Below are 18,561 nucleotides of genomic sequence, written 5' to 3'. Positions count from 1 at the left end.
CACCCGGCAGGGGTCAGCATGGCGCGTTCTCGGCCGTCGGGTGCCCGTTCGGCCCGAGCGCGGTGCCCGCCGCCTTGCGCAGGGCGTCCACGCGGTCGGTCCTCTCCCAGGTGAACTCGGGCAGTTCGCGGCCGAAGTGGCCGTAGGCGGCCGTGCGGGAGTAGATCGGGCGGAGCAGGTCGAGGTCGCGGACGATCGCGGCCGGGCGGAGGTCGAAGACCTCGGAGATCGCCGTCTCGATCTTGTCCGTGTCGACCGTGTTCGTGCCGAAGGTCTCCACGAAGAGACCGACCGGCTCGGCCTTGCCGATCGCGTACGCGACCTGGACCTCGCAGCGCGCGGCCAGACCCGCGGCCACGACGTTCTTGGCGACCCAGCGCATCGCGTATGCGGCCGAGCGGTCGACCTTGGACGGGTCCTTGCCGGAGAAGGCGCCGCCGCCGTGGCGGGCGTAGCCCCCGTACGTGTCGATGATGATCTTGCGGCCAGTGAGGCCCGCGTCGCCCATCGGGCCGCCGATCTCGAAGCGGCCCGTCGGGTTGACCAGGAGGCGGTAGCCCTCGGTCTCCAGCTTGATGCCGTCGTCGACGAGCGCCTTCAGCTCCGGCTCCACGACGAACTTCCGGATGTCGGGGGCGAGCAGTGACTCCAGGTCGATGTCCGTGGCGTGCTGCGAGGACACCACCACCGTGTCGAGGCGCACCGCCGTGTCCCCGTCGTACTCGACGGTCACCTGCGTCTTGCCGTCGGGGCGCAGATACGGGACCGTGCCGTCCTTGCGGACCTGCGACAGCCGCTTCGACAAGCGGTGTGCCAGGAAGATGGGCAGCGGCATCAGCGTCGGCGTCTCGTTCGTCGCGTAGCCGAACATCAGCCCCTGGTCACCGGCGCCTTGCCGGTCCAGCTCGTCACCTTCCTTGCCGCCGGAGGCACCCTCCACCCGCGACTCGTACGCCGTGTCGACACCCTGCGCGATGTCCGGGGACTGTGCCCCGATCGACACCGACACCCCGCACGAGGCGCCGTCGAAGCCCTTCTTCGAGGAGTCGTAGCCGATCTCCAGGATCTTGTCGCGCACGAGCTGCGCGATCGGCGCGTACGCCTTGGTGGTGACTTCACCGGCCACGTGCACCAGGCCGGTGGTGATCAGCGTCTCGACGGCGACGCGGGAGGACGGGTCCTCCCGCAGCAGCGCGTCGAGGATCGTGTCGCTGATCTGGTCAGCGATCTTGTCGGGGTGACCTTCGGTCACGGACTCGGAGGTGAACAGGCGACGGGACACATCTCTCCAGTGGTTGTCGCGGCGGCCCGCGAGCGGGCGGCCGTACGGGCCTGTGGGCGGGCTGTGATCAGGTGTTCTGGAGGGCCAGCAGGCCCACGAGGAGCGCCACCACGGCCAGGGCCCCCGGGGCGATCAGCCCCTTGCGGTCGTGCGCCCGGACATGGAAGACGACGGCACCGGCGAAGTAGAGGATCACCCCCACGGCGGCGGCCACCGCCAGCGGCCGGAACGCCAGCCCCACGAGCAGGCCCACCGCTCCCGCGATCTCCAGCGCGGCGAGCCGTGGCAGCCAGGCGTCCGGCACGCCGATCCCCCGCATGCTCGCGACGAGAGCCTCCTGCCGCTTCAGCTTGGCCAGCGCCGAGCCCACGAGGACCAGCGACAGGACGACGGTGAGAAGGACGTAGTTGATGCTCACGGTTCTCCGGTTCTCCGGTTCTCTGGTTCTCCAGGGGGGAGGGACGGCGGTCGGCCGCGAGGGGACGGCCGTCCCCCATGTTTGCGTTCATGACACGAGGAGATCCCTAGAGCGTGCGCCGCCGGGGCCGGGGAAACGGCAGGCAACGATCACGAATATGCCTGGTGCGAGTCCTCGCACGGGTGGCATACTCGAATAACTGTCATGTTTGCTCACATCGCTGCCGTGTTCTTCTCCGTGGACTGCCTCGTGGTCCCGGGAGACAGCCTGACCCGCCTGGTCGAGGAACGCCTCGGGCTGCGCGGGCCCGCGAGCATGCACGAAGCGGAGGAGTCCGCACCGGAACGCTGGGCGGGCCTTCCCGAGCGGGACCTGCACACCCAACTCGCCGACGTGCCCGTGCTTGCCGGCGTCGAGGAGACCACCCGCTGGTGCTGGGACAACGGCCTCGTACCGGTCGTCTCCAGCCTCACGTGGGCACCGATCGGCGCCCACCTCGCCGAGCGCTACGGCTTCCACTCCTACTTCGGGCGGCCCCTGGACGCGGTGCGGGGCCGCTTCACGGGCGACAGCACCTCTGTGTCCGCCCTTCCCAGCGAGGCGGAGTGGGCGGTGCGGCGCGCGGACGAACTCGGCCTGACGGCACGGCAGTGCGCGGCGGTGGGCGCCTGCCAAGCCGATGTTCCCCTCTTCGGCTCGGTCGGCCTGGGCGTCGCCTTCAACGCCCGCGCCGGAGCGGACACCAGTGCGGCCCACCCGGTGGAGGGCGACGACCTGCGCGCCGTGATCCCCGCACTGGATTGCCTGACGGCCCGCAAGGTGTGACCCCGGCCGAGCCGGGAGGCAGGTCCGTGCTCAGAGTCCGCCCAGACGCCCCGCAGGGTCGTGCAGGCGTGCGGTCCACTCCGGGCCGCGCAGGGCGTCGGCGGCGTCCCGGGGAATGCTCAGGTGGACGTCGCGGCTGTGGTCGTCGTCGGGTGTGGGCGTGATGAGCACTGTCCACGGGATGGGGCTCGCCGGGTACTCGAACCAGAACGGGCGTCCGGCGCCGAACTCGACCGCGTAGACGGGTAGGCGGCTGGAGTTGTTCAGGGCGACCGTGTCTTCGAAGGCGTCCAGTGCCATGCGGCTGAACACGCGCCCCGAGCGGCCGCGCGTGCGCTGGGCCTCCAGGTAGGCGGCTTCCTGGCGCACCCGGTCGGGGGTGACGCGGTCCAGGGCCGTGCGCAGCGCCGTGGCGGTGTGCGCGAGGGGCTCCTCGCGCAGTGTGCGGGCGGGGAGGGTGGCCGTGGTGTTGGAGACGGCGTTGCCCCAGTAGCCGTCCGGGAGGCGGTCCTTGAGCACGGCGCGCAGTCCGACCACGATGCCCAGGCGTTCCTGCGCGTCGGGTTCCCGGTCGCGCAGCGCGCCGAGCACGCGCCACAGGTGTGCCCCGAGTGCGTCCCCGCTGGAGGCGGCCTGCTGGTCGCTCCCTTGTCCCGCCCGGGCCGTCTCGCGCAGGCCGAGGACTTCGTCGGCGGTGAAGCGGACGGTGAGGGTGCGCATCCGTCGGGCGCCCGCGTTGACCTTCCAGATGAACCCGAACTTCTGGCGTCCCGTGATCACGTCGTACTGCGGGTCGTCCGGCGCCGGGGGCACGCCGTCGGCGAGGCCGTCGAGCAGCGACCGGTCGTACGGCGCGGCGGGGCGCTCCTCGCCCGCGTGCGTGCGCGACCAGTGGAGCAGGAAGTCCAGGTAACCGCCGCCATCGACCACGGCGTGGTTGATGGAGACGCCGAGCACGGAGCCGCCTCCGCGCATGTGGGTGACCTTGACGGCCAGCAGCGGGGTGTCGTGGCCGACGACGCGGAAGGCGTTGACGGAGTGGAGGTAGCGGCGCAGGTCCGCCCGGGCGGGCCGGTCGGGGCCGTAGTCGGGCATGGGCCGGTCGGAGCGGGCGACCGCGAAGACCGCTCCGGCGTCGTCGCAGGCCACGCTGAGTCCGCCGTCCGCGTCGCGTTCGAGGCGTCCGGTGAGCAGCGGGTAGTGGGCGAGCGTGCGGCGCAGGGAGTCCTCGACGGCGTCGGCGTCCAGGGTCTGCCGGTAGAAGAAGGTGCGCGAGGTGGCGAACGTGCCGTTCATGAGGTCGTGCACACCGAGCCGGACGCGCTCGCCGGACGGTCCTCCCGAGCGCAGGACGACAGTGCGCTCCGGGTTGCCGGACGAGCGTCCGAATCGCATGGGCGTCTCCAGGGGAAAAGGGCGAAGGGCCCGTCGTGGCCCGCCGCTCCAGGCTGTCGTGCCCGGGTCGATGAATTCCCTAGAACCCGTGCGGGCGGTGCTTGCGGCGGCCAATGTTTGGTGGATCCCTAGATTCGGGCGGCGTCCCTGGCCGGGGGGCGGGAGCGCGTGCTGGTCTGGACTCCTCGGAACGATACGGGCGTGGGGACCCGCTTCGACTGCGAGCCGGCCGTCCGCCTCGTCCCCACCGGCACACACAGGAGGCCATCAGCCGTGGGGAACGACAACACCGAGATCCTCGACCTGGTCCGCGAGTACCACCGCTCCACCGTCTCGTCGGGGTTCGTGCCGGGCATCACCCCGGTGCTCGCCTCGGGGGCGGTCCTGACCGAGGACGACCGGGTGGCGCTGGTGGAGGCCGCCCTGGACATGCGGATCGCCGCCGGTGTCAGCTCGCGCAGGCTGGAGCGCAAGCTGGCCAAGTACTTCGGTCTGCGCAAGGCACATCTCACCAACTCCGGTTCGTCGGCGAACCTGCTGGCGCTGAGCAGTCTCACCTCCCCGCAGCTCGGCGAGGACCGGCTGAAGCCGGGCGACGAGGTGATCACGGTCGCGGCCGGGTTCCCGACGACCGTCAACCCGATCCTGCAGAACGGTCTGGTTCCGGTCTTCACCGACATCGAACTGGGCACCTACAACGCCTCGCTGGAGCGGGTGGAGCAGGCGATCGGCCCGCGCACCCGGGCCATCATGATGGCGCACGCCCTCGGCAACCCCTTCCAGGTGCGCGAGATCGCCCAACTGGCCCAGGACCGGGACCTGTTCCTGATCGAGGACAACTGCGACGCCCTGGGCAGCACCTACGAGGGACAACTGACCGGCACCTTCGGCGACCTGGCGACGGAGAGCTTCTACCCCGCCCACCACATCACGATGGGCGAGGGCGGCTGCGTCCTGACGGACAATCTGATCCTGGCGCGGATCGTGGAGTCGATGCGGGACTGGGGCCGCGACTGCTGGTGCGAACCGGGTGAGGACAACCGCTGCTTCAAGCGGTTCGAGCACCGGATGGGGTCCCTGCCCGAGGGCTACGACCACAAGTACATCTTCTCGCACGTGGGCTACAACCTGAAGTCGACGGACGTCTCGGCGGCGCTCGGCCTGCAGCAGCTCACCCGGATCGACGAGTTCGGTGCGGCGCGGCGACGCAACTGGACGCGGCTGCGCGAGGGGCTCGACGGCCTGCCGCACCTGCTGCTGCCGGAGCCGACGCCGGGCAGCGATCCGAGCTGGTTCGGGTTCGCCCTCACCGTCCGGCCGGACGCGCCGTTCGCGCCGGGCGCCCTCATCGACCACCTGGAGTCGAGCAAGGTCGCTACCCGCCGCTTCTTCGCGGGCAACCTGACCCGTCACCCCGCCTACGAGGACCGGGAGTTCCGGGTCAGCGGGCCGCTCACCAACAGCGACATCACGACCGAGCGGACCTTCTGGATCGGGGTGTACCCGGGTCTGACCGACGAGATGATCGACCACAGCATCAACACCGTCATCGAGTACGTGACGCTGCCGCACTGACGCGACGGACAAGACAGCGGGGGCCGACACCCGGACGGTGTCGGCCCCTGCTGGGCTTCTTGCGGAAGTCAGCCCGCCGTGGGGATCGCCGGAGCCCGGACCGCCCATTCCTCCAGCACGTCGGCGGCGCGGACGGCGCCGCCCGCCTCCCGCACGGCGTTCCGCATCCGGGCGAGGGCGGCCGGTGTCGCGGGGTCGGCGAGCAGCCCGGCGACGGTGTCCGCGAGGCTCTGGGCGGTCAGGCCGGCCCGGGGCAGGGCGCGGCCCACCCCGCACTCCTCCAGCCTCCGGGCGCTGAGGGCGAGTTCGTGCGCGTACGGCAGCGCCACCACGGGTGTGCCGTGGGCCAGGGACTCCATCAGGCTGCCCATGCCCGCGTGGCAGATGAACACGTCGGCGTGCGGCAGCACGGCGGGGTGCGGCAGCCAGGGGTGGGCCTCGATGTGGGGAGGCAGCGGGCCGAGGGCCGCCGGGTCGGCGTCCCGGCCGAGCGTCATGACGACATGCCAGTCCTCGGCGGGGAACGCCTGTGCGCAGAGCCGGAAGAAGTCGCCGCGGTCCCCCGCCTCCGTGCCGAGGGAGACCAGGGCGACGCGGCGCCCGTCGGAGGGCGGCGTCCACAGCTCCGGCGCGGGCTCGGTGAGGGTGGGGCCCACGAAGACGAAGCGGTCGTCGAAGCTGTCCCCCTCGATCTGGAAGGCGCGCGGCAGGAAGACGAGGTTGCGCTCGTCCCACTCCCTGCCGTAGCGGCCCATCTCCTCCAGGCCGATGCCGTGTTCGCCCATGAAGTCGACGATCACCTTGGCGCCCTCGGCCATCAGCGGATGCCCGGGGTCCCACATCTGGGCGCGCAGCGAGAACGTCTCGTTGGCGGCGTGGCTCGGGCAGACCTGTACCGGCACGGCGTCCAGGAGGCGGGCGGCGACGCGGCCCGCGGCGACCGTCTCGTAGTCGTAGAGCAGGACGTCCGGCGGGTCGGCGGCGAGGGCGTCGCGGGCGGCGGGGAAGACGGTGCGGATCGTGTCGACGAGGAGGTCGTAGCCGTCGCGGGCGAGCCGGTCGGGGTTCGGGTCCGCGGCGCGGTAGAAGAGGCCGCGGGCCGAGGTGTAGGTGACCGCGCGGGCGCCGTACTCCTCGACGAGCGGCGCGAAGCGCTCGTCGACGACGTAGGTGACGCGGTGGCCCCGGGCGATGAGTTCGCGGGTCACTCCCAGGGTGGGGGCGATGTGGCCGAAGTCGGCGAAGAGCAGCAGGGCGTAGTGACGGGCGGGTGTGGGGGTGCCGGGCGGCATCGGCTCTCCGGTGGGTGTCTGCCGGCCCGCCGGGGCCGGGCGGCCAGTTGGGTGTTCAGCGGGCGTTGGCGCGCAGCGCCTCGTAGTACGCCAGGCAGTCCTCGTAGCGGGCGAGCAGTCCGGCCTCGCGGGCGCCCGCGACCGAGACCGCCGACGCGTCCTTCCGCGACATCAGCGGCGCCTCCGACAGGCGCCAGGGCAGATCGAGTTCCGGGTCGAAGGGGTCGATGTCGACCTGGGTGCCGGGCACGAACTCGGTGGAGCACAGGTACGAGACACAGGTGTCGTCGGTGAGGGCGAGGAAGCCGTGCACGAGTCCCTCGGCGACGAACAGGGTCTCCCCCGACTCGGCGGACAGCCAGTTCGCCTCGTGCACGCCCCAGGTCGGGGAGCCGACCCGCAGGTCCACGACGATGTCGAGGACCGCGCCGCGCACCACGCACACCACCTTGGCCTGCCCCGGCGGCAGCAGCGTGCCGTGCAGTCCGCGCAGGGTGCTGCGGCGCGACACCGAGTAGTTCACCTGCGCCACGGGCACGGGCCGGCCGATCTCCTCGGCCAGCCGGTCGTGCCGGAACGACTCGTAGAAGCTGCCGCGCTCGTCACGGTGCTGGTGCGGGGTGATGTGGTACGCGTCCGGGACAGCCATCTCTCGAACCTTCATGGTGCCCCCACCGTAAGGCGTCGTCTTCGAGGGCAGGTCAGGGGCCGATCGAGGACGGTCGGTGGCACGCTCCACTCGATGCGTCCTCGCGCGATCCTCGAACGGCGGCTGCTTCAGTGGAGGGGTCACACCCGCGCGCCCCACGGGCGCGCGCCGCGCAGGATTCGGGAGGAGAGACGGAGATGGCGGAGGCCGGTGCGCCGGAGCGGCCCGACGCCGCGGGCAGGAGGTCCGGGCGTGTGGTGGTGCTCGGGGCGACAGGCTTCGTCGGCCGCCACGTGGGCGCCGCTCTGGAACAGGCCGGGTACGAGGTCCTCGCCGTCGCCCGTCGTCCGGGCAAGACGCCCGCCTCCTGGCGCTTCCACCCGATGGACCTGGTCGACTCGGGACCCCGCGCGCTGGTCGAGCTCATCGACGAGGCGGGCCCCGTGGCCGTCGTGAACGCGGCGGGCGAGGTGTGGTCACCCACCGCCGACCGGATGCGCCGCAGCAACCAGCTCCTCGTGGACCGCCTGCTGTGCGCGCTCGGCGCCACCGGCCACCGGCCGCGCCTCGTGCAACTGGGGTCCGTGCACGAGTACATGCCGCAGCCCCGAGGGGTGTGGCTGACGGAGTCCTCGCCGGAGGAGCCCGCGAACGACTACGGGCGGACGAAGCTGCGGGGGACCCGCGCCGTGCTGCGGGCCGTCGAGACGGGCGCCGTCGAGGCGGTGGTGCTGCGGTTGTCCAACGTGATCGGCGCGGGCACCCCGCGCGGCAGCCTCCTCGGCCAGGTGGCCGCGCAACTGCTCGACCAGGCGGCGCGGGGGCGGCCCCCGCAGGTGCGGGTCTCCCCGCTGCGCAGCAGCCGGGACTTCGTCGACGCGCGGGACGTGTCGCGGGCCGTCGTGGCGGCGCTGCGCGCCCCGGACGTGGTCGGGCGCGTGGTGAACGTCGCGAGCGGCACCTCGCAGCCGGTGCGGGACATGGTGGACCTGCTGATCTCGATCAGCGGTCGTCCCGCCCGGCTCGTGGAGCGGCCCGTGCCGGGCGCGCGGGCGCTGCCGGACGCCGACTGGATGGCCGTGGACGTGTCGGCGGCGCGCACGCTCCTCGGCTGGGAGCCGCGGCGCACCGCCCGCGACATGGTGGAGGACCTGTGGCGGGCCGCGGCGGAGCAGCACGACGGGCCCGCCGCCGGTGGGTGAGCGGCAGGCCGCGGGCCGGGTCGGGCCGGTGGCGTCAGCCGGGCAGGAGATCCAGGTCGGCCGTGCTGACCTCGTCGGTCAGTACGTGCTGGCGCAGCCGCTGGAGGCCGGGTGAGGGGTCGAGGCCCAGCTCGTCCCGGAGCAGCGCGCTCAGGCGCTGGTAGACCGCCAGCGCCTCGCTGCGCCTGCCGCACCGCTCCAGGGCGATGATCAGCGATCCCTGGAACCACTCGTGCAGCGGATGGGCGCAGGCCAGTTCCTTCAGCTCACCGACGAGTTCCCGGTGGCGGCCCAGGCGGAAGCCCGCGGTGACGCGCAACTCCTCCGACTGGAGCTGGAGTTCCTCGAGGCGGAGGGTGTGGCCGTGCAGCGCCGGGCCGTGCGCGACGTCCGCGAACGGCGGCCCCTGCCACAGCTGCCGGGCCCGGTCGAGGAGCGCGAGCGCGCCGGCCGGGTCGGCGTCGGCCAGGGCGGCGCGCGCCTGTTCGGTGAGGAGCGTGAACTCCTCCGCGTCGCACTCCCCCGGCCGCACCCGCAGCGCGTAGCCGTGCGCGTGCGTGGCGAGCGGGCCGTCCTCGCCGGGGCCCGGGTCCTCGCCGCCGTGCAGCGCCTTGCGCAACTGGTACGCGTAGGTCTGCACGGTGGCGGTGGCGCTGCGCGGCGGACGGCCCGACCACAGTTCGGCCGTGAGCACCGACAGCGGGACGACGCTGTTGCGGCGGGCGAGCAGCACGGCGAGGACCTGGCGGACCTTGGGCGCGGTGGGGGTGACGTCGCGGCCGTCGGCCGTGACGCGCAGGGCGCCGAGGGTGTGCCACGTCAGCAAGGCGCACTCCCCTTCGTCTGGTTCGTCCGGCCCCACACGTCGGGGTTGTCCCGGTACCAGGCGACCGTCTCGGCGAGGCCGTCGGTGAAGTTCTTCCGCGGCTTGTAGCCGAGTTCGACGTGGGCCTTGCGCCAGTCCACGGAGTAGCGTCGGTCGTGTCCCTTGCGGTCGGTGACGTACTCGACGCTGTCCCGGCCGGCGCCGCACGCCTCGACGAGGAGTTCGGTCAGGTCGCGGTTGGTGAGTTCGGTGCCGCCGCCGATGTTGTAGATCTCGCCGGCCCGGCCGCGGGTGCGGACCAGTTCGACGGCGGTCACGTGGTCGTCGACGTGGAGCCAGTCGCGTACGTTCAGGCCGTCGCCGTAGAGCGGGACCTTCTCGCCCGCGAGGAGGCGGGTGACGAACAGGGGGATGATCTTCTCGGGGAACTGGTGGGGCCCGTAGTTGTTGGAGCACCGGGTGACGCGGACGTCCAGGCCGTGGGAGCGGTGGTAGGCGAGGGCGATCAGGTCGCTGGACGCCTTGGACGCGGCGTACGGCGAGTTGGGGTTCACGGGCTGCTCCTCGGAGCAGGAGCCCTCGGGGATGGAGCCGTAGACCTCGTCGGTGGAGACGTGCACGAAGCGGTCGGCGCCGTGGCGCAGCGCGGCGTCGAGGAGGGTCTGGGTGCCGAGGACGTTGGAGCGCACGAACTCGGTGGCGCTGGCCAGGGACCGGTCCACGTGGGACTCGGCGGCGAAGTGGACGACCTGGTCGTGTTCGGCCATCAGCCGGTCGACCAGGTCGCGGTCGCAGATGTCGCCGACGACGAGCCGGTAGCGGTCGCAGTCCTGCACCGCGTCGAGGTTGGCCGGGTTGGCGGCGTAGGTGAAGGCGTCGAGGACGGTGACCGTGACGTCGTCCGGGCCGAGGGGGCCGAGGAGGGTGCGGACGTAGTGGGAGCCGATGAAGCCGGCCCCGCCGGTCACCAGGATGCGCGTCTTACTCATCTGGGTGCGGCGCGTCACCGGGCGTGCCGAGCGGGCGCCGTCCTCCTTCCTGAAGGGGTGTGCCGGGGCGGTTCAGCGGGCCGCGACGAGGCGTTCCAGTTCTCCGACGACGGCGTGCGGGGTGGGCATGGCCGCGGACTCGTCGCGCAGGCGGGCCGCGGCCTCGGCGTGGGAGGGGTCCTCCAGGAGCCGCCGGGTGAGGTCGGCGACCCGCTCGGGATCGGCGTCGCTGTGGTGCAGGAAGAGTCCCGCGCCGCTGTCCTGAAGGCTCCGGCCGCGCAGTTCCTGGTCGGCGACGAGGGTGGAGAGGGCGAGCTGCGGCACGGCGTTGACCAGGGCGGTGGAGAAGGTGCCCCAGCCGCCGTGGTGGACCACCGCGGAGCAGGTGGGCAGCAGGGTGCTCAGGGCGACGCCGCTCACGGCCATGACGTTGGACGGCAGTTCGTCGAGCCGCTCGGCCTGCTCCGGCATGAGGGCGGCGACGATGTCGGCGTCGAGCCGGGACAGGGCGCGCAGCACACCGTCGACGTCGACGTAGTCGCCGCCGTACGCCTCGGTGTTGGTGCGGCCCAGGGTGACGCAGACGCGGGGCCGCTTGGGCTTCTCGCGCAGCCAGTCCCACTGCACGGCCGCGCCGTTGTAGGGCACGTACCGCATGGAGACCTGGTGCAGGTCGCTCGGCGGGCGCAGGCTCTCGGGGAGGGTGTCGAGGGTGAACTGGCCGCTGAGCAGCTCCTCGTCGCAGGAGACGCCGTAGGCGCGGCCCCGCTCGTCGATCCAGTCGGCCAGCGGGTCGGCCCGCTGGTCCTCGGGGACGTCCTGGGCGAGCTCGACGAAGGTGCTGCGGGCCTGGCCGTACACGTCGGCGCACCACAGCAGGCGGGCGTGGGCGGCTCCGCAGGCGCGGGCCGCGATGGCGCCCGCGTAGGCGATGGGGTCGCGCACGACGAGGTCGGGGCGCCAGTCGCGGGCGAGGGCCACGAGGTCGTCGACGATCGGGTCGTTGTAGCGGGCGAACCCGTACGGGACGCTGATGGAGTAGCGCTCGACGAGGCTCGCGTGGTCGACGTCGCCGTAGCCGAGGCGGCTCCAGTTGGCGACGTCGGCGTCCTGGGAGTCCCGGGCGACGGCCATGTCCCGGTGGACGTGGTGGTCGGCGCCGACGGGCGCGGCCACGAGGCCCGCGCCGGTGACCACCTCGTTCAGGGACGGTGCGTTGGCCATCAGCACCTCGTGCCCGGCGGCCGTCAGGGCCCAGGCCAGCGGCACCATCGTATAGACGTGCGACTTCTCCGGCAGGCCGGCGAACAGGACGCGCATGGGTTCCTCTCCTAGTCGGATCCGTGGGGGCGCCCGGCGGCGGTGCCCACACCCTCCGCCGCGGGCCCCTCCGCCACGGATATGGCGCTCAGCGGGCAGGACTCGGCGGCCTCCCGCACGGCGGGGGCGTGCGCGGCGCCGGGCCGGTCGACCAGCAGCAGCGCCAGTCCGTCGTCGTCCTGGTCGAAGACCTCGGGGGCGATCAGCGCACACTGCCCGGCGCCGATGCACTTGTCGTGGTCGATCGCGATGTCCATGCGGCCCTCCTGCGTGCTCGCCGCTTCGACGGGATGCCGGAGCGAGCCCATCTTGCGACGCCGGTACAGGGGTTCGGCCGCGCGAGGGGCGGTGACTGGGGTTTCCTCCAGACATTCGCCCGACGCCGGACGGAGACCCCGTGCGAGGACGGGACGGCGAGGACTCGGTGAATCCCTAGACTGCGCGGCCCGCGCTGGCCCGCCGCGCGGCCGCCGTGCTGGAGTGACCGGGCGATCCGACGAGCCGGGCCCACCCTCCGCCGGAGCTCCGTGGCCGAAGCCGTCGTACGACACCTGTTGTGAAAGGGGAACCTGGGTGGCGCAGCAAAGCACCTCGGACGTGCTCGACCCGGCACCCGAGGCCGACTCCCTTCACCGGCGCCCGCCGACCGTCGAACCGGACGGCGGCACCACACTGCTCGCCTGGGCCGCCCGGATGCGGGCGGAGCAGCCGGTGTGGCGCGACGGCAGCGGCAACATGCACGTCTTCCGCCACGCGGACGTACAGCGCATCCTCGCCGATCCCGCGACGTTCTCCTCCGACACGGTCGGCCGGCTCTCCGGCGGCGAGAAGCAGGCCCCGCGCGGCACCCTGCTGCTCCTCGACCCGCCGCTGCACGGCAAGATGCGCCGCCTGGTCAGCAAGGCGTTCACCCCAGGTCTGATCGCCAGTCTCGAACCGTGGATCACCGAACTGACCGGGCAGCTCCTGGACGCCGCCGACGGCGACGCCTTCGACCTGGTGGACACGCTGGCCAACCCGCTGCCGGTGACGGTCATCGCACGGATGCTGGGTGTGCCGACCGAGGACCGCGACCGCTTCCAGGGCTGGGCGGACCAGCTCCTGTCCACCGACCCGGAGGACCCGGAGAGCGTACGCCGCATGGAGGAGACGGCGGTGACCATCTCCGCCTACCTCCAGGGCTTCATCGAGGCCCGGCGCGAGGAACCGGTCGGCGACCTGCTGAGCACCCTCGTCGGCGCCGAGGTCGACGGCGAGCGCCTCGACGACGAGGACATCGCGAGCTTCGCGACCCTGCTGCTGCTCGCCGGGCACATCACCACGTCGGTGCTCGTGGGCAACGCCCTGCTGTGCCTGGACCGCGACCCGGAACTCCTCGCCAAGGTGCGCGCGGACCGCACGCTGATCCCCGCGGTGATCGAGGAGACGCTCCGGCTGCGCCCGCCCTTCACCCGCATCGAGCGGGTCACCACGACCGCGACGACCGTCGCCGGGACGGAGATCGCCCCCGACACCCTCATCCACCTGTGGCTGCTCTCGGCCAACCGCGACGACGCCGTCTTCGAGGACGCGGACGAGTTCCGCCCGGGCCGCTCCAACGCCCGGCAGGCCGCGTTCGGCCACGGCATCCACTACTGCATCGGGGCTCCGCTGGCCCGCCTTGAGGGCCGGATCGCGCTCGACGCCCTGCTCGACCGCTACGACCGCATCGGCGTCGACCCCACGGTGCGGCTCTCCTGGCACGGCACCAACGTCTTCGGCGCACGCCACCTGCCGCTGCGCGTGCACCGTGCCTGAGACCTGACACCTGACACCTCAGACCTGAGACCTCAGACCTGAGACCGCACCCTCCGCCCCTGACCGCCCCCGCCCCTTCGCCGACGGAGTGAGTTCATGAAGACCAGGCCCGACCCGCCCGTGATCCCCTCGGAGCGCGGGAAGTGCCCGTTCGACCCGCCCGCCGCGTACGCGCGGCTGCGCGCCGAGGAGCCGGTCAGCCCCGTCACCTTCCAGGTGGCGCCCAAGGACACCGCCGGCTGGCTGGTGACCCGCCACGACCTGGTCCGGCAGATCCTCGCCGACGACCGCTTCAGCCACCGCAACGAACTCCTCGCGCACGTGGTCGCGCCGCCGTTCCCGATGACCGAGTACGCGCCGCAGCCCTCGCCGCCCGGCTCGTTCGCGAAGATGGACGCGCCCGAGCACACCAAGTACCGGCGCCTCCTCGCGGGCCACTTCACGCTGCGCCGCATCCAGCAGTACGAGCCGCACCTGACGCGGATCGTCGACGAGGCGCTGGACGAGATGGCGGCCAAGGGCTCCCCCGCCGACCTGGTGACCGACTTCGCGGAGAAGGTCAGCCTGCGCTCGGTCTGCTCCCTCATGGACGTCTCCCCGGAGCTGATGGACGGCATCCAGGAGCACTTCTCGGCGCTGATGACGCTCACGTACACACTGGAGGAGTTCATCCACCACGTGGAGTCCATGGACGCGCTCATCCGACCGATGGTCAAGGAGCGGATGGCGGAGCAGGGCGAGGACTTCTTCGGGCGGCTCTCCTCGACCGGCGAGCTGACCGAGGAGGAGCTGGTCAACCTGGCCGTCCTCACCCTGGGCGGCTCGCTCGACACGACACCCAACATGCTGGCCCTGAGCACCTTCGCGCTCCTGGAGCACCCGGACCAGCTGGCCCTGCTGCGGGCGCGGCCCGAGCTGTACGAGGCCGGCGCGGTGGACGAGTTGCTGCGGTACCTGACGATCTCCCAGATGGGGTCGAGCCGGTGCGCGCTGGAGGACGTCGAGATCGGCGGTACGACCATCAAGGCCGGTCAGACGGTGGTCCTGTCGCTGCCCGCCGCCAACCGGGACCCCGAGGTCTTCGACGACCCGGACCGGCTCGACGTGACCCGCGTCCCGCGCAAGCACCTCGCGCTCGGCTTCGGCGCGCACCAGTGTCTGGGCCAGCACCTGGCCCGCGCCAGCATGCGGATCGGGCTGCGCACCCTGTTCGAGCGGTTCCCGACGCTGCGGCTCGCCACCCCGGCCGAGGAGGTGCCGCTGCGCGACCGCGCCGTGCACTATGGCGTGGACCGGCTCCTCGTGGCCTGGGACTGAGGCGGCCGTGGCGAGGAGGGCCATCGCGTCCGGCGGCGAAGAAGGGTGCCGGGCGTTCCGTACGGTCGTGGAGAGCCGCGCCGAGTGGGTGCACACCGTCCGCGCCGGTGCGGCCGCCGGACCCGGCTCACCGGCTACGACCTGCTGACCGGCCCGTGGTACACCCCGCTGACGTTCTACCGCGACACGCTCGACGGCGCGGCGCTGCGCGACTCCCTGGCCCGCACCCTGCGCCGCTACCCGCTCCTGGGTGGGACGCCCCCTCGCACGACCGTGAGGCCCCCTACGAGCTGGGTCGGCCGCCTGCGGCACCTGGCGACCACACTGCGGGCGGGCAGCAATAAGCTCGCCACCGTCACGACCCGGTTCGCGGCGGGGCGCTGCGGGAGGCGCCGCTGGGCGCCGTCGCGCGGGAGGTGCGGCGCTGTCTGGAGTCCAACACCGTGGCCACGACGTCCGGGGAGGACGGGAGCCGGGACGTCTGTCTGTGCCTGCCCGAGGCAGACGCCGCCCGCGTGGAGAGTGAGCCCGCCCTGGCGCGAGCGGCTGCACGCGCGCAGTGGATCGGCGGTCGGTCATCGAAAGAACTGATCTAGGGCTTCCCCCAGTTCGGCATGGGCCAGGATGGCGGGGGCAGGGGCAGGACAGCGGCAGCAAGGGGGTACGGGGCCGGGCGGACGGTGTGCACGCGATCGCCCCTCAGACCGCACACGCGCGTCCCGGGCCGCCGCCACCGGTGTTCCGGGAGGGAGGACAGGGCGATGACCGCTGCGCACGGGAGCAGCCCCGGGGATCGGCAGCCCGACGAGCCGGACCCGGAACCGGTGGAGCGCGAGCGCGAACTCGCCCTCCTCGCCGAGCTGACCCGGCACACCGCGGCGGGCGGCCCCTCCCTGGTGCTCCTCGAAGGCCCCGACGGCATCGGCAAGACGACCCTGCTGCACGCGCTGCTCGCCCGGGCCCGTGAGCAAGGTCTGCGCATCGCGCACGCCCGCACCGGACAGACGGGACACCGGCTGCCGCTGAGCACCGCGCACTCCCTGCTTGCCGGGCTCGGCGCGGACGGCCCGGCCGCGTCGGCCCTGACCGCCTGCCCGAGTGCGCCCGGCGGCTCCGCACCGCACCCGCGCGGACTCCCCTGCTCCGACGTCGACACCTCCACGGTCTCCTTCGGCGTCCTGGCCGAGCTCCACGAGACCGTCCGCTCCGCCGCGGCCGACGGACCGCTGGTGATCGCCGTCGACGACGCCGACGACGCCGACTCCGCGTCGCTGCGGTTCCTCGCCCACACCGCGCGCCGCCTGGCCGGGCTGCCGGTGCTCCTGGCGCTCGTCAGACGCAGCGGCTCCCACGTGCCGCCCTTGAACGAGGTGGCGGCCCTGCCCCTCTGCCACATCCTGCGGCCCCGCCCGCTCACCAGCGCGGGCATCGGCCTGCTGGCCCGCAGACTCATCGGGGCGGAGACCGACACCGACTTCCAGGAGTCCTGCCTGGCCGCCACCAACGGCAACCCGCTGATGGTGACCCGACTGCTCATGGCGCTGCGCGACGAACAACTGCCGCTCACCGCGGCCCACTTCACGTCATTGGGCGAACAGCACGTCCCCGCCTTCCGACTGCGGGCCGCGCGGCTGCTGCACCGCCAGCCGCGGGCCACCGTCCAGGCGGCCCGGGCCCTCGCCGTGCTCGGCGACGGCGCGTCCTCGGAGACATGCGCGCGCCTGGCCCATCTGGACAGCACCGCCTTCGCCCGCGCGGTCCTCGTACTCATCTCCATCGGGCTCGTCACCTCCGACGACGACGGCACCTGGTCCTTCTCCCATGCCTTGCTGCGCGACGTCGTCCTCGGCGACATGCCGAAGGACGAACTCGCCTCCGCCCACCGCCGGGCCGCGCGCCTGCTCCACGACAGCGGGGCGCGGCCCGCGGACGTGGCCGAGCACCTGTGCCGCGCCCCGGACACCGAGCCGCAGCCGTGGGCCCGCGCCGTGCTGCGGGAAGCGGCCCGTGAGGCGATGCTGCGCGGCTCGCCGGAGCGGGCGGCGGAGCTGCTGCGGCCCTGCGTCCCGGAGGGCGCCGAGGACACGTGTGAGCCGAGCCTGCTGGTCGAACTCGGCGTGGCGGAGGCACGCGTCGACCCGCGGGCCGGGGTCCGCCATCTGACGGCAGGTCTGGAGCGGGCGTCGCGGCCGGAGTTGCGGCTGACGGCGCTGGGCGCTCTCGTCGAGGCGTACACCCGTCAGGGGCAGGTGGCCCGCGCGGTGGCCCTGCTGGACCGCCACCGCCCCGACGCGGAGACACCGGCGTCCGGCGTCGCCGCCCGGCATCTGATCGAGGCGCGACTGCTGATGGCGGCCACGGTCCACCGCGCCGGCTACAGCGAACTCCTGCGGACGGTGAGCTTCGACCTCTCGCTGCCCGGCGACACCCCCGAGGCGCGTGCCCTGCTCGCGGCCCGCGCCGTCATCTGCGTCTCCCGCCTCGACCGCGTCGCCGCATCGGTCGCCGCCGCCCGCCTCGTCACCGGCCGCGGCTCGGCGACCACCGACGCCGCCGCCTTCCTCGGCTCGGCAGCGTCCGCCCTCCTCTACGCCGACCTGCCGCACGAGGCGGAGCGGGTCTACCGCCAACTCCTGTACGGCACGGACCCGTTGCTGGACCGCACCCAGACGATCCTGCTCGCGCTCAGCGCGGAGGCGCACCACCGCCTCGGAGCGCTCGACAAGGCGCTGCGCATGACCGCGACGGCCCTGGAGGACGTGTCCGTCCCACGGGCCACCGCGCAACAGGCGCTGCCGCTCGCGGTGCGTCTGCACACGCTGCTCGACCGGGGTGAGGTGAAGGCGGCGTCGCTCCTGGACGAGGAGATCCCCGACCCCGTCGAGCACGACGCCTGGCAGTGGAACGAGGTGCTGTGCGCCCGTGGCCGACTGCACCTCGCGCTGAACGATCCCGAGCGGGCCCTGCACCACCTCGCGGAGTGCGGCCGCCGACAGGGCCAGTGGCAGCGCGTCAGCCCGGCCCTCTCGTCCTGGTGGTACTGGGCCGGGCACGCCCATCTCGCCCTGGGCGACCGCCACGCGGCCCTCGCGCTGGCCGAGGAGGCGGTCGGCCGGGCGCGGGCCGCGAACCTGCCGTGCGCGCTGGGCGCCGGGCTCGGCCTGTGGGCGCAGGCGGTCGGCGACGACGAGCGGGCGCCGCTGTTGGAGGAGGCCGAGCAGGTGCTCGCGGGCACCGGGGCGGCGCTGGAGCGCGCCCGGGTCCGGGTCGCGCGCGGGCAGGCGCTCCAGCGGCTCGGGTACAAGAAGGCCGCCCGCGAGGTACTGCGCCAGGGCTGGGAGGAGGCGTACACGATCGGCGCCCAGTCCCTGCACACGGTCGCCCACCGGGCGCTGCTCGCGACGGGGGCGCGGCCTCGCCGTCCGGTCTCCCGGGGCCTCGGGGCGCTCACGCAGAGCGAGTCGCAGGTGGCCCGGCTCGCGGCGGACGGCCGCTCCAACGCGTGGATCGCCGAAACGCTGTTCGTCACGCAGCGGACCGTGGAGGTCCATCTGACCTCGGTGTACCGCAAGTTGAGCCTGTCCGGGCGGCGTGAACTGCGGGACGCCCTGGAAGCGGCGGACGCGGGGCGCATCACGCGCGGGACGTGATCGACCTGTCGAAATGCTGTCGGT

The 18,561-nt window shown here is 73.0% G+C and carries 15 protein-coding genes; 6 read left to right on the top strand and 9 right to left on the bottom strand.

Translation table 11 applies throughout. From position 1 onward, the window contains the following. Window positions 1–13: 13 nt before the first annotated feature. Window positions 14–1,282, bottom strand: coding sequence for a methionine adenosyltransferase (gene metK, locus ABZ877_RS23770; RefSeq protein WP_361074437.1), 1,269 nt, complete (start codon window positions 1,280–1,282; stop codon window positions 14–16). 67 nt (window positions 1,283–1,349) lie between these two features. Then, window positions 1,350–1,700 carry a DoxX family protein gene (locus tag ABZ877_RS23765; protein WP_361074435.1) on the bottom strand — a complete coding sequence of 117 codons (351 nt, stop codon included), beginning with the start codon at window positions 1,698–1,700 and terminating at the stop codon, window positions 1,350–1,352. Window positions 1,701–1,904: 204 nt separating this feature from the next. On the opposite strand from ABZ877_RS23765, the gene ABZ877_RS23760 reads away from it, so the two are divergent. Continuing rightward, window positions 1,905–2,525, top strand: coding sequence for a haloacid dehalogenase (locus ABZ877_RS23760; protein ID WP_361074433.1), 621 nt, complete (start codon window positions 1,905–1,907; stop codon window positions 2,523–2,525). Between the two features lie 30 nt (window positions 2,526–2,555). Here ABZ877_RS23760 and ABZ877_RS23755 read toward each other — a convergent pair whose 3' ends face one another. Further along, window positions 2,556–3,920 carry an acyltransferase gene (locus ABZ877_RS23755; RefSeq protein WP_361074431.1) on the bottom strand — a complete coding sequence of 455 codons (1,365 nt, stop codon included), beginning with the start codon at window positions 3,918–3,920 and terminating at the stop codon, window positions 2,556–2,558. 273 nt (window positions 3,921–4,193) lie between these two features. On the opposite strand from ABZ877_RS23755, the gene rfbH reads away from it, so the two are divergent. Continuing rightward, a complete protein-coding gene (gene rfbH, locus ABZ877_RS23750) occupies window positions 4,194–5,495 on the top strand; it encodes a lipopolysaccharide biosynthesis protein RfbH (protein WP_361074429.1) in 1,302 nt (433 codons plus the stop codon). A 68-nt stretch (window positions 5,496–5,563) separates the two neighbouring features. Here the strand turns inward: rfbH and ABZ877_RS23745 are convergent, their stop codons facing one another. Then, window positions 5,564–6,787 carry a macrolide family glycosyltransferase gene (locus tag ABZ877_RS23745; RefSeq protein WP_361074427.1) on the bottom strand — a complete coding sequence of 408 codons (1,224 nt, stop codon included), beginning with the start codon at window positions 6,785–6,787 and terminating at the stop codon, window positions 5,564–5,566. 55 nt (window positions 6,788–6,842) lie between these two features. Beyond that, entirely contained in the window at window positions 6,843–7,436 is a 594-nt protein-coding gene (locus tag ABZ877_RS23740; protein WP_361074425.1) for a dTDP-4-dehydrorhamnose 3,5-epimerase family protein, read from the bottom strand. 197 nt (window positions 7,437–7,633) lie between these two features. On the opposite strand from ABZ877_RS23740, the gene ABZ877_RS23735 reads away from it, so the two are divergent. After that, complete coding sequence (locus ABZ877_RS23735; RefSeq protein WP_361074423.1) at window positions 7,634–8,638, top strand: NAD(P)-dependent oxidoreductase; 1,005 nt, start codon at window positions 7,634–7,636, stop codon at window positions 8,636–8,638. 34 nt (window positions 8,639–8,672) lie between these two features. Here ABZ877_RS23735 and ABZ877_RS23730 read toward each other — a convergent pair whose 3' ends face one another. From ABZ877_RS23730 to ABZ877_RS23715, 4 genes are all read right to left on the bottom strand, one after another. Further along, the gene (locus ABZ877_RS23730) at window positions 8,673–9,464 is read right to left on the bottom strand and encodes an AfsR/SARP family transcriptional regulator (RefSeq protein ID WP_361074421.1); all 792 of its coding nucleotides are present in this window, start codon (window positions 9,462–9,464) and stop codon (window positions 8,673–8,675) included. After that, a complete protein-coding gene (gene rfbB / locus ABZ877_RS23725) occupies window positions 9,458–10,453 on the bottom strand; it encodes a dTDP-glucose 4,6-dehydratase (RefSeq protein WP_361074420.1) in 996 nt (331 codons plus the stop codon). Before rfbB ends, ABZ877_RS23730 begins: the two co-directional genes overlap by 7 nt. Window positions 10,454–10,525: 72 nt before the next feature. Then, a complete protein-coding gene (locus ABZ877_RS23720) occupies window positions 10,526–11,773 on the bottom strand; it encodes an activator-dependent family glycosyltransferase (protein WP_361074418.1) in 1,248 nt (415 codons plus the stop codon). Window positions 11,774–11,784: 11 nt separating this feature from the next. Next, window positions 11,785–12,030: a ferredoxin gene (locus ABZ877_RS23715; protein ID WP_361074416.1), complete on the bottom strand. Its 246-nt coding sequence runs from the start codon at window positions 12,028–12,030 to the stop codon at window positions 11,785–11,787. Between the two features lie 316 nt (window positions 12,031–12,346). Between ABZ877_RS23715 and ABZ877_RS23710 the strand changes: the two genes are divergently transcribed. The 3 genes from ABZ877_RS23710 (at window position 12,347) to ABZ877_RS23700 (ending at window position 18,537) form a co-directional block, all read left to right on the top strand. Beyond that, window positions 12,347–13,570: a cytochrome P450 gene (locus tag ABZ877_RS23710; RefSeq protein WP_361074414.1), complete on the top strand. Its 1,224-nt coding sequence runs from the start codon at window positions 12,347–12,349 to the stop codon at window positions 13,568–13,570. Window positions 13,571–13,666: 96 nt separating this feature from the next. Next, window positions 13,667–14,887 (top strand): cytochrome P450, encoded by a 1,221-nt coding sequence (locus ABZ877_RS23705; RefSeq protein WP_361074412.1) that lies wholly within the window; start codon window positions 13,667–13,669, stop codon window positions 14,885–14,887. A 761-nt stretch (window positions 14,888–15,648) separates the two neighbouring features. Beyond that, window positions 15,649–18,537, top strand: coding sequence for an AAA family ATPase (locus ABZ877_RS23700; RefSeq protein WP_361074410.1), 2,889 nt, complete (start codon window positions 15,649–15,651; stop codon window positions 18,535–18,537). Window positions 18,538–18,561 lie beyond the last annotated feature (24 nt).

The sequence above is a fragment of the Streptomyces sp. NPDC046939 genome, from assembly GCF_040644575.1.
Taxonomy (GTDB): domain Bacteria; phylum Actinomycetota; class Actinomycetes; order Streptomycetales; family Streptomycetaceae; genus Streptomyces.
This window is presented reverse-complemented; position numbering and strand designations above follow the sequence as displayed.

Bases quoted from the DNA above. Each gene is read 5' to 3' on its own strand.
- ABZ877_RS23760 (WP_361074433.1), top strand. From the start codon at position 1,905: ATGTTTGCTCACATCGCTGCCGTGTTCTTCTCCGTGGACTGCCTCGTG.
- ABZ877_RS23755 (WP_361074431.1), bottom strand. From the start codon at position 3,920: ATGCGATTCGGACGCTCGTCCGGCAACCCGGAGCGCACTGTCGTCCTG.
- ABZ877_RS23745 (WP_361074427.1), bottom strand. From the start codon at position 6,787: ATGCCGCCCGGCACCCCCACACCCGCCCGTCACTACGCCCTGCTGCTC.
- ABZ877_RS23740 (WP_361074425.1), bottom strand. From the start codon at position 7,436: ATGGCTGTCCCGGACGCGTACCACATCACCCCGCACCAGCACCGTGAC.
- ABZ877_RS23735 (WP_361074423.1), top strand. From the start codon at position 7,634: ATGGCGGAGGCCGGTGCGCCGGAGCGGCCCGACGCCGCGGGCAGGAGG.
- rfbB (WP_361074420.1), bottom strand. From the start codon at position 10,453: ATGAGTAAGACGCGCATCCTGGTGACCGGCGGGGCCGGCTTCATCGGC.
- ABZ877_RS23720 (WP_361074418.1), bottom strand. From the start codon at position 11,773: ATGCGCGTCCTGTTCGCCGGCCTGCCGGAGAAGTCGCACGTCTATACG.
- ABZ877_RS23715 (WP_361074416.1), bottom strand. From the start codon at position 12,030: ATGGACATCGCGATCGACCACGACAAGTGCATCGGCGCCGGGCAGTGT.
- ABZ877_RS23705 (WP_361074412.1), top strand. From the start codon at position 13,667: ATGAAGACCAGGCCCGACCCGCCCGTGATCCCCTCGGAGCGCGGGAAG.
- ABZ877_RS23700 (WP_361074410.1), top strand. From the start codon at position 15,649: ATGACCGCTGCGCACGGGAGCAGCCCCGGGGATCGGCAGCCCGACGAG.